The sequence below is a fragment of the Maribacter thermophilus genome, from assembly GCF_001020565.1.
Lineage (GTDB): Bacteria > Bacteroidota > Bacteroidia > Flavobacteriales > Flavobacteriaceae > Maribacter > Maribacter thermophilus.
In genome coordinates this window covers 3,215,746-3,226,893 of sequence record NZ_LDAS01000001.1, presented here as the reverse complement: position 1 = coordinate 3,226,893, position 11,148 = coordinate 3,215,746, and the positions used below count along the sequence as shown (strand labels likewise).

Genomic DNA, 11,148 nt, shown 5'->3' with positions numbered 1-11,148 from the left:
TATGATACAGTTAGACGAAAAAATATATTTCTATTTGCTGTTCATCATTCCGGTGATAGTGGTGCTATTTCTGCTTTTATTGATCTGGAAAAAGCGTACCCAGAAAAAATTTGCCGACAGCACCTTATTAAAAAGGTTAACGCCTACGAGGTCCTATTATAAAAGCACCTTAAAACTGATAATTTTTCTATTGGGCCTTTCGTCTTTGATCATTGCCTTGGTAAACCCAAAAATCGGCACAAAATTGGAGACCGTAAAACGAGAAGGCGTAGATATCGTATTTGCCGTAGATGTCTCTAAAAGTATGTTGGCGGAAGACATTGCACCCAACAGATTAGAAAAGGCAAAACGTATCGTCTCTGAAATAATCAACCAATTGGCAAGTGACCGTATTGGTATTATCGCCTATGCCGGCCAAGCATTTCCACAATTGCCCATTACTACAGATTATGGGGCCGCAAAAATGTTTTTGCAAAGCATGAATACCGATATGCTCTCGTCACAAGGTACCGCCATTAACGAAGCCATAGAACTGGCCACGACCTTCTATGATGATGAAGACCAGACCAATAGAGTTCTTTTTATCATCTCTGACGGGGAAGACCATTCTGAAGGTACTACCTTGGATGCGGTGGAAGAAGCGGTGGATGAAGGCATAAAAATTTACACCATTGGTGTAGGTAAACCAAAAGGTGCTCCTATTCCAATCAAAAGAAACGGTATCTTGGAAACCTTAAAAAAAGATGCCCAGGGCGAAGTGGTTATAACAAAGCTCAACCCAGAAGTATTGGCAGAAATCTCAGAGGAGGGCGAAGGCCTTTACATAGATGGCACCAATACCGAAGAAGCCGTATCTATCATAAAGGAAGAATTGCTTCGAATGGACAAAACAGAGTTCGAGGCCAAGCAGTTTGCAGAATTTAAAGATCAGTTTCAATGGTTTCTTGCCGCAGGTCTCTTGTTCTTATTTTTAGAAATCTTTATCTTGGACAGGAAGACAAAATGGCTAAAAAAATTGAATTTATTTAATGACAAACAGCCTGAGTAAATGAAAAATATAGCAATCACATTTTTTTTTCTTTTTATTACGGGCTTAAGTGTTGCCCAAGAAAAAAAAGAGGCCAAACAAAAAGAAAAAGCTCTTAAAGACGCTACGAATCTTACATGGAACGGAAACAAAAACTTATCGGAAGATAATTTTGTTCAAGCCGAGGTAGATTATAGAATGGCCATAGCCAAAGATCCAGAAAATGCGATTGCCCCATACAATCTGGGCACTGCTTATTACAATAAAGAAACCTTCAGCGAAGCTTTCGGAAGATTCAAACAGGCTGGTGAAACTGCCACTACCAAAGATGAAAAACATAAGGCCTACCACAATATGGGCAATGTTTTCATGAAACGTAAAGAATATGCCAAAGCCGTAGAAGCATACAAAGAAGCCCTTAGAAACGACCCCACTGACGAAGAGACCAGGTACAACCTCGCCCTTGCAAAAGAAATGCAAAAGAAAGAAGACCAGAACAAGGACCAGAACAAGGACGATCAAAATAAGGAAGACCAAAAAGACAACAAAGACCAAGACAAGGAAGGCGACAATAAAGAAGACCAAAACCAGGACAAAAAAGATCAAGGGGACAAAGGGGACAAGGGCGATGAAGGTGATGATCAAAAAGACGAGAACAAAGAAGGTGATGGCGACAAAAAAGAAGAGCAAAAGAAAAAACCCGAACCAGGGGACGGAGACAAACCCAAGGATCAACCTGAACGAAAACCAAACCAGTTAAGTAAACAACAGGTAGAAAATCTTTTGAGGGCCATGCAAAATGCCGAGAAGAAAGTACAGGAAAAAATTGATGCAAAAAAAGTAAAGGGGGCTAAAGTAAAGAATGAAAAAGATTGGTAACATATTCATGAAGAACAAAAAGCTCTTCTTATTAGGGCCACTTTTGTTGTTCGCATTCATCTTACATGCTCAAGATGAGGATGCGGTTACTTTTGAAATGCGATTGAGCAAACCCAAACTGGGACTTAACGAGCGATTAAGAGTTGATTTCACCATGAATAAGGATGGGGACAATTTTAACCCTCCAGACTTTGAAGGTTTCAGGGTTCTTATGGGGCCATCGCAATCCATTAGCTCTTCATGGATCAATGGCGTTAGAAGTTATTCAAAAACATATTCATATACTTTGGCACCAACTGCCAAAGGAAAATTTACCATAAAGCAGGCCACTATTGTCATAGATGGGGTCACCTATAAATCATTACCTAAAGAAGTTGAGGTTACTGCTGCCGTAGACAAGCCCAGTGATCAGATGACAGCCGACGATATCGCAGATGAAAACCTTCACTTGGTCGCAGAGGTATCAAAGACAGACCCTTATCTAAATGAAGCTATAAGCGTTGTTTATAAATTATATGTAAGTCCCAACATCAGTGTTTCAAACTATCAACCACTGGACAACCCCAAATACAATAATTTTTGGAGCCAAGACATAAGGGTGTCCAGATTAAGTGCACAAAATGGAACATACCAGGGCAAACCATATAGATATGTTGTACTAAAAAGAGTAGTTCTATATCCGCAGAAAACAGGAAAACTGGAGATAGAACCACTTTCTTTGGACGTTACCGTAGATGTACCTACCAACAGACGAGACTTTTTTGGAGGAAGAATCTATTCACAAACCAACAAAACGGTTTCTGCAGGTAAACGGACCATCAATGTAAAAAGTCTGCCCACAGCCAACCAGCCAGCTAATTTTACTGGTGCCGTAGGTGATTTTGACTTCTCTGTCACTACCAGTAAAACCAGTTTAAACGCTTCGGAATCTTTACAAGCGGTTGTTGAAGTTAGCGGCAAGGGAAACTTAAAGTTGTTTAAATTACCAGAACCTGAGCTTCCGAGCTCTTTAGAGGTATTTGAGCCAGAATTTACTGAAAATGTACGTACAACTTTAAGTGGTATGCAAGGCAAAGTGAGCAATAGCTACACCATAGTACCGGCGTATAGGGGAAAATACCCTGTTCCTCCCATATCGTTCAGCTATTTTAACCCTGATACAAAAAAATACCACACCCTTAATTCCGATGAAATTCTAATTAACGTATTGGAAGGCCCTACGAGTGCTTCTAACACAATCTCCAATAACGGTGTGGTCGCTAACAAGCAAAAGGTTATTGCCAGTGGAAACCAGTTCAATTTTATAAAATTGAAACCAAACCTATCATCAAAAAGTATTTCTTACTTTTTTGGTTCCGACCTTTATTATCTGTTATTGCTAGGACCGTTACTTCTAATCCCCTTAGCTATATTCCTCAGAAAAAAGAGAGATGCCATTGCAAGTGATGTCATAGGTAACAAAGTTAAAAAGGCGAATAAGTTGGCAAGAAAATATCTTTCGGCAGCCAAAAAGCAACTTGGCGACAAAGATTCTTTTTATGTTGCCCTTGAAAAAGCCCTGCATAACTATTTAAAGGCAAAACTGAAAATAGAGACCTCGGAATTTAGCAAGGACAAAATTTCGGAATTACTTATTAAAAAGGAAATCGAAGAAGCTACCGTAACAGATTTTATAGGTCTTTTACAAAATTGTGAAGCGGCAAGGTACAGCCCCTTCTCAGATGTAGAAATGCAACGTGATTATGAAAAGGCCAGTGAAGTGATTTCATTAATGGATAAAGAATTATAGCCATGATCAAAAAGTTCACTTTAATTCTAGGTTTGCTATTTATGTTCATTGCCTCTGCGCAGAACGACAAATTATTCGATCAAGCCACCGAAGCCTATAACAATGGCGATTTCGAAAAGGCCATTGAACTATATAATTCCATACTGGAAAGTGGCGAGCATTCCGCCGCCCTTTATTATAATCTGGGAAACGCCTATTATAAATTGAACAATATTGCGGAAAGCATCTATTACTACGAAAAATCGTTACTTCTAAACCCAAACGACGAAGAGGTAAAGACAAATCTAAGTTTTGCACAAAATATGACCTTAGATGCAATAGATACGCTTCCCCAAACCGGATTGGCCCGTATTTACAAAAATGTGACCAGTGTACTAACGTTTGATCAATGGGCCTACATTTCCATTATTTTCATGGTTTTGTTCGTATTGCTGTACATTGCTTTTTATTACTTTAAATTCTCCACTAGAAAAAGATGGGCGTTCATCAGTAGTCTAATCGCCTTGTTCCTGTGTATTATAAGCATAACGTTCGCCGCCATAGGCAAAAGGGATTACAACCTAGACAACCCTGCCATTATATTTGCGGAAGAAATTGCGGTAAATACCGAGCCAAACAATACTAGCGAAACTATTTTTACCTTACATTCGGGCACAAAAGTTAACGTACTGGAAACCCTGAACAATTGGAAAAAAATAAGGCTTTCGGACGGAAAAACAGGTTGGGTTCCCCAAACAGAATTAAAATTGTTAAAGGATTTTTAAAAATACATTAACAATTTTTGAAACAATGAGTTGTATATTTGTGTTTCACATTGCAATATGAAACAATTTGCACGTTTTACCTTGTTATTTTTGTGGCTTTTTGCAATTGTTGCACCAAGTGTGGCTACGCTGTGCAATCCAGACAAACCTATTGTTGTTACAAATCTTAACGAAGAAGAGCAGCAAGAGTCTGGCAAAAAATCTTTTTGTGAAGAAAAATTTGTCAAAGAAAACCTTTTAAACTTCTCCCTGATCTGTTTCATCGACAAATCAAAAACAAATGATTACCAAGGTATGGCTTGTTTTGACCATACATTGGAAGTTTTATCGCCTCCCCCAGAACGCACCTGTTAGTTTTTTCGGTTTTTATTTATTTCAATCAACTAACACGTGTTGCATTTAGATGCAAGACATAACACTTTATTATTATGTTTAAATATATTAAAAACGATATTCCATCGAGTATCGTAGTTTTCTTTGTTGCCCTTCCTTTATGTTTAGGAATAGCACTTGCAAGTGGGGCCCCCTTATTTTCTGGTCTAATTGCAGGTATTGTCGGTGGTATTGTTGTTGGAGCTTTAAGTGGTTCCAAAATCGGCGTAAGTGGACCCGCCGCTGGTTTGGCGGCTATAGTACTTACCGCCATTGGTGCCTTGGGAGGTTACCAAAACTTTTTGGTCGCCGTTGTTCTAGGTGGAATTATTCAGCTAATTTTTGGGTTCTTAAAAGCCGGTGTTATCGGTTACTACTTTCCTTCATCGGTAATAAAAGGAATGCTTACGGGTATAGGTATCATTATCATTTTAAAGCAAATACCTCATTTTTTTGGTTATGACCCCGATCCAGAAGGAGACTGGGCCTTTTTTCAAGTAGATGGAGAAAACACCTTTTCGGAAATACTCAATACCATTAATAACATTAGCCCTGGAGCAACCTTAATAGCACTCATTGGCCTTTCAATACTATTGCTATGGGACAAGGTTCTCTCTAAAAAAGGGAAAATATTTCAACTTGTACAAGGCCCCTTAGTGGCCGTGGCCGTAGGTATTATTTACTACGTGCTAACTAAAGACAATGAAGTATTGGGTATATCACAAGAACATTTGGTCAGCGTTCCGGTACCGGAAGATGCCGCTTCGTTTTTTGGTCAATTCAGCTTTCCAAATTTTGCAGCTATTAGCAATCCCCAAGTTTGGGTTACCGCATTTACGATCGCATTGGTCGCCAGTTTGGAGACCCTGCTGTGTGTGGAAGCGACAGATAAGATCGACCCACATAAAAACGTTACACCCACCAATCGTGAATTATTGGCCCAAGGTACAGGAAACATTATTTCAGGAATGATCGGAGGGTTACCCATCACGCAGGTAATTGTTAGAAGTTCAGCCAACATACAATCTGGTGGTAGAACCAAGCTTTCCGCTATTATTCATGGTTTTTTACTACTCATCTCCGTGGTCCTAATACCTCGGTTGTTGAATTTGATTCCGTTATCGGTCTTAGCGGCTATTCTATTTATTGTAGGCTATAAATTGGCAAAACCCGCTCTCTTTAAAAAGATGTACAAACTTGGTTGGAAACAATCAGTTCCATTTTTTGTTACGGTAGCTGGAATCATTTTCACCGATTTATTAGTAGGCATAAGCCTAGGTCTAGCGGTAGGTATCGTTGTCATACTTTTAAAGAGTTACCAAAACTCGCACTTTCTTCATATTGAAGACAATAGCAATGGCAAACATAAGATTAAAATGACTTTGGCAGAAGAGGTTACTTTTTTTAACAAAGGAGCCATCTTAAAAGAATTAGAAAACTTGCCCAGAAATACTTATCTAGAATTAGATATTCTTAAAACAAGATACTTGGATTATGATATAATCGAAATTTTAGAGGACTTCGCATTTAAGGCGAAAGAAAGAAATATTGATATTAAGCTACTCTCAAAACGTGGAATAATTGAAAATCCCCCAAGTTTTACTGAATTCTTTGAGCAGAGACCAAAATCAAAATTGAGTTTAAGCTAGTCTTTCTTTCTGGTATATCAATAATAAAAAAACATCGAGATGAAAAAAGACAAATATAAAATAGTAATATTCTCGCATTCCACGAAATACCTGGACAAGACACTCAAAAGCACCGTTAATCTCGCCAATATAGTTAACGGGGAAATTACCCTGTTCCTTATTAAGAAACCTTTTGATGTCGTTAGAGAAGAAAGCCAATTATCGGCAATTCGGGCCCTGAGCCATGAATACATAGAAACCGACAAAAAAATCAGGGACATTATACATGAATATTCCAAAGATTTTGGGGTACCCATTTCATATTCCTGCTCCGTCGGAAACATAAAGAACGAGACTAAAAAATATATAAAGGATAATTGTCCCGATTTTGTAGTTCTTGAAAAAAGAAAATCCACAATGTTCGATTTTCTTGAGGATAATGCCATGAATTGTGTTCTTCAACATCACAGAGGCTCTATCTTTATAGCCAATAATGATATAACTCTAGAATCAAAAAAGCTATCAATGGCATTCTTGAACACAGGTGAAAAAATAAAGGATGTTCAATTTGCAGATAGTCTGCTCACGCACACCCAAGAACCTATTAAAATGTTCACTATCACTAAAAACTGTGACGAACTTGACTCCCATAACGTATTCAAGGGAACAAAAACGATTGACTTTGTCTTTGAGAAACGAGACGATTCTTTTAAAAATTTATCGAATTATCTTTCTATAAACAACGTAAACCTTCTTTGCGTTAACAGAACAAAAGATAATTTCAATAAAAAAAACAAGCATTCTACAGAGATGTTGAATGTTAAGGATATTATAGCTAATCTGAACGTTCCCATGTTATTTACCAGCGAACATAACTATACATCATAACAATCCAACAATTAAAATAAAAATACAATGAAAGCACATACAAGAGAAACACAAGCAACCATGACCCCCGAAAAATCGTTACAATTCTTAAAGGAAGGTAACGAGAGGTTTCAAAACAATCTAAAGGCAAACCGTAATTTACTTGAACAAGTAAACGATACAAGTGACGGACAGTTTCCTTTTGCGACCATATTAAGCTGTATAGACTCCAGGGTATCCGCAGAATTAGTATTTGACCAAGGTTTAGGCGATATCTTTAGTATACGTATCGCCGGAAACTTCGTAAACGAAGATATTTTAGGAAGTATGGAATTTGGTTGTAAGCTGGCTGGCACTAAATTGATCGTAGTGCTGGGCCACACCAGTTGTGGCGCCATTAAGGGAGCTTGCGACCATGCGAGATTGGGCAACCTTACCTCATTGATAAACAAAATAGAACCTGCAGTAGCAGCAGTCAAAGAGCCTACCGATGAGAGTTTAAGAAATTCTAAAAACTTAGAATTTGTAGATTCCGTAGCCGAAAAAAACGTTCAAATGACACTAGAAAACATTAGAAAAAGAAGTAGTGTTTTGGCCGAAATGGAAGAAAAAAAGGAAATTATGATTGTTGGGGCCATGTACGACATTTCAACCGGTGCAGTAAAATTTTATGAATAAAAGTAATATTGGAAAAAAGCCGTTGTAAAACAGCGGCTTTTACATCATTTTATAACGTATTATAGCCTATCATTAAAATGCCCTCCATAACTTTACCCATTAGTTCATTTATAATGATCAATCGAAAAAAATAGATTTAAAATTATTATTGGTTACTCTAAGATTATGAAAAAACTTTTCTCAAACTTCAAAGGTGATTTGTTTGGTGGTATTACGGCAGGTATTGTTGCCTTGCCCTTAGCCTTGGCTTTTGGTGTAAGTTCTGGAATGGGACCAAGTGCGGGCCTTTATGGAGCTATATTTTTAAGTTTTTTCGCAGCATTGTTCGGTGGCACCAACACTCAGATTTCTGGCCCTACGGCACCCATGACCGCCGTAAGTATGGTAGTAATTGCAGGTTTGGTGGCCGTAAACGATGGAAATTTGGAAAAGGCATTGCCCAGTATTCTTCTTGTATTTCTTTTAGCTGGTCTAATGCAAGTGGGGCTTGGGTTGTTGGGAATAGGCAAATACATAAGATATATACCATATCCCGTAGTATCTGGTTTTATGACCGCGATCGGGGTCATTATCTTAATAACACAAATATTACCTGCCATAGGTTATTATCCAAAAGAGGATCTGGATTATGTGAACGAGTATAAACCGATGGCCGAGGAAATAATTCTGGAAAACATCTTAAAAGAAGAGGCGGGCGAAGGTATTTTGGTCTTGGAGGATTTTAAAGAAACCATTGTAAGGGCAGAAAAAATTACCGAAGAGGAAATTCTCAAAGAGGCCAAAACGCTTGCCAACACAAATGCCTCTGGAGTTATCGGTGCAATAAAAATTCTACCAAGAGCTTTAAAAAACATAAATTGGTTAGAGTTGTCCCTTGCCCTTTCTACCATAATAATCATTTACGGATTTAAAAGAATAACCACCAAAATACCAAGTGCCCTAGTAGCGTTGGTCGTAGTTTCAGGAGTCGCCTACGGTTTTGGATTGGACTATAGACCCATAGAACAAATACCCAGCGGTTTTCCTGTACCCAACCTAAATATTTTTACAGAATTTAAATTAGGAGCCATATCACCTTATGTATTTACAGCACTTACCTTGGCTTTATTGGGTGCAATAGACTCGCTTTTAACATCGGTAGTTGCCGACAATATGACCAAGACCAAGCACAAACCCAACAAAGAACTGATTGGCCAAGGAATCGGAAATAGTATGGCCGCTATATTTGGCGGTCTGCCCGGAGCAGGTGCTACCATTAGAACGGTAGTTAACATCAATGCCGGCGGTAAGACAAAATTATCGGGTATGGCCGCAGGTGTTCTACTCTTAATAGTTTTATTGGCACTTGGGCCGATCGCATCGCAGATTCCTGCAGCTGTATTGGCCGGTATTTTAGTAACAGTAGGTATTGGTGTAATGGATTATAAAGGACTAAAAGCCATTCCTAGCTTACCAAAGGATGTAAGCCTAGGCCCTGTTAAATTTAGTTCGGAAGTGGTTATAATGTTGGTTGTTCTTGTATTGTCCTCTGTCTGGAACCTTGTTTATGCAGTTGGTATAGGGCTGGTAATAGCGTCTCTAATGTTCATGAAAAAAATGGGAGACCTTACGGCAGAACGTTCCGATGTTAAATCTTTGGAAAAAGAAGCCAATTGGCCAGATGAAGCAACATTTCCCCAGAACCTAAAAGAAGAGGTTTTTATAAAACACCTAAAGGGCCCACTATTTTTTGGCTCGACCAGCGAATTTCTACAATTGGCCGATCAAATACCGAGAACGGCCTCTACAGTTGTCATTAGAATGGGGCGTATGCAATATATGGACCAATCTGGCCTATACACATTAGAAGATGTTTTAATAGACCTAAAAAGATCGGGAATCACCGTATTATTGGTAGATGTATTGAAACAACCAAGATATATGATGGAGCGTGTAGACGTTATACCCGATTTAATACCCGAAGAACATATTTTTAAAACTTTTAAAGAATGTCTGAATTGGATAAAGGAAAATGTAAAAGACAAGTTCTAGACGGTACAACAGATCAAAACCGACAAAAACATCCCCCTACCTTTTTTAAAAGTTTTAAATTTGCCTCTTTAATCAATTCTGATGATAGATAAGATAAAGGAACATATAGCTGAAGTAGAAGCTTTTAACGCAACTGATTTAGACGCAGTAGAAGCTTTCAGAATTAAATATTTAGGAAAAAAAGGAATCTTAAACGATTTTTTCGCCGAGTTTAAAAATGTTCCGAACGAACAAAAGAAAGATTTTGGCCAAACTATAAACCAGTTAAAAAATGCAGCCACCGAAAAGGTCGATCAATTAAAACGATCTCTAGAGAACAGTAGCTCTCAAGAAAAATTATTCGGTGACCTCACACGTCCGGGAAATCCTATAGAACTTGGCGCCCGACATCCTATTTCTATCGTAAAAAATAAGATTATAGATATTTTTTCTCGAATAGGCTTCAATGTCTCCGAAGGACCCGAGATAGAGGATGATTGGCATAATTTTACCGCTTTGAACCTTCCGGAATATCACCCGGCAAGGGATATGCAAGACACTTTTTTTGTTCAAACAAATCCGGATATACTTTTACGTACACATACATCGTCTGTTCAAGTGCGTTACATGGAAAACAACGAACCTCCCATTAGAACCATTTCTCCGGGAAGAGTTTATAGAAACGAGGCAATTTCCGCTAGGTCCCATTGCTTTTTTCACCAAGTAGAAGGTTTGTATATTGACAAGGATGTTTCGTTTGCCGATCTAAAACAAACACTTCAATATTTTACTACAGAGCTTTTTGGGAAATCGAAAATTAGACTTCGCCCTTCCTATTTCCCATTCACGGAACCTAGTGCCGAAGTTGATGTTTATTGGGGACTGGAAACAGAAGCCGATTACAGAATTACAAAAGGTACTGGATGGTTAGAGATAGGAGGTTGCGGTATGGTAGACCCAAATGTACTTACCAATTGTAAAATAGATCCCGAAGAATACTCTGGTTTTGCCTTTGGTGTAGGAATAGACCGTATTGCAATGCTTCTATATCAAATAACCGACATACGCTTGTTGAGCGAAAACGATGTTCGCTTTTTAGAACAGTTCAAAAGCTCTTTATAAGGGGGGATGAAT

At 38.4% G+C, this 11,148-nt stretch carries 10 protein-coding genes; all 10 read left to right on the top strand.

From position 1 onward, the window contains the following. The first annotated feature begins 1 nt into the window (after window position 1). The 10 genes from AB657_RS13960 to pheS all read left to right on the top strand — a co-directional run bounded on the left by AB657_RS13960 (window position 2) and on the right by pheS (window position 11,136). On the top strand, window positions 2-1,048 hold the full coding sequence (locus AB657_RS13960; protein WP_047247051.1) for a VWA domain-containing protein: 1,047 nt from the start codon (window positions 2-4) through the stop codon (window positions 1,046-1,048). After that, window positions 1,049-1,906, top strand: coding sequence for a tetratricopeptide repeat protein (locus AB657_RS13955; protein WP_047247050.1), 858 nt, complete (start codon window positions 1,049-1,051; stop codon window positions 1,904-1,906). It begins immediately after the preceding gene. Continuing rightward, the gene (locus AB657_RS13950) at window positions 1,890-3,695 is read left to right on the top strand and encodes a BatD family protein (RefSeq protein ID WP_157491756.1); all 1,806 of its coding nucleotides are present in this window, start codon (window positions 1,890-1,892) and stop codon (window positions 3,693-3,695) included. The genes AB657_RS13955 and AB657_RS13950 overlap by 17 nt, the downstream gene beginning before the upstream one ends. 2 nt (window positions 3,696-3,697) lie before the next feature. After that, on the top strand, window positions 3,698-4,459 hold the full coding sequence (locus AB657_RS13945) for a tetratricopeptide repeat protein (RefSeq protein ID WP_232304887.1): 762 nt from the start codon (window positions 3,698-3,700) through the stop codon (window positions 4,457-4,459). 57 nt (window positions 4,460-4,516) lie between these two features. Then, complete coding sequence (locus tag AB657_RS13940; protein ID WP_047247049.1) at window positions 4,517-4,813, top strand: hypothetical protein; 297 nt, start codon at window positions 4,517-4,519, stop codon at window positions 4,811-4,813. Between the two features lie 74 nt (window positions 4,814-4,887). Next, a complete protein-coding gene (locus AB657_RS13935; RefSeq protein WP_047247048.1) occupies window positions 4,888-6,480 on the top strand; it encodes a SulP family inorganic anion transporter in 1,593 nt (530 codons plus the stop codon). Between the two features lie 39 nt (window positions 6,481-6,519). Continuing rightward, window positions 6,520-7,347, top strand: a complete 828-nt coding sequence (locus AB657_RS13930; protein WP_047247047.1) for a hypothetical protein — start codon at window positions 6,520-6,522, stop codon at window positions 7,345-7,347. A gap of 27 nt (window positions 7,348-7,374) precedes the next feature. Further along, on the top strand, window positions 7,375-8,004 hold the full coding sequence (locus tag AB657_RS13925) for a carbonic anhydrase family protein (protein WP_047247046.1): 630 nt from the start codon (window positions 7,375-7,377) through the stop codon (window positions 8,002-8,004). Window positions 8,005-8,169: 165 nt separating this feature from the next. Then, window positions 8,170-10,035, top strand: coding sequence for a SulP family inorganic anion transporter (locus tag AB657_RS13920; protein ID WP_047247045.1), 1,866 nt, complete (start codon window positions 8,170-8,172; stop codon window positions 10,033-10,035). A gap of 81 nt (window positions 10,036-10,116) precedes the next feature. Then, the gene (gene pheS / locus AB657_RS13915) at window positions 10,117-11,136 is read left to right on the top strand and encodes a phenylalanine--tRNA ligase subunit alpha (RefSeq protein WP_047247044.1); all 1,020 of its coding nucleotides are present in this window, start codon (window positions 10,117-10,119) and stop codon (window positions 11,134-11,136) included. Window positions 11,137-11,148 lie beyond the last annotated feature (12 nt).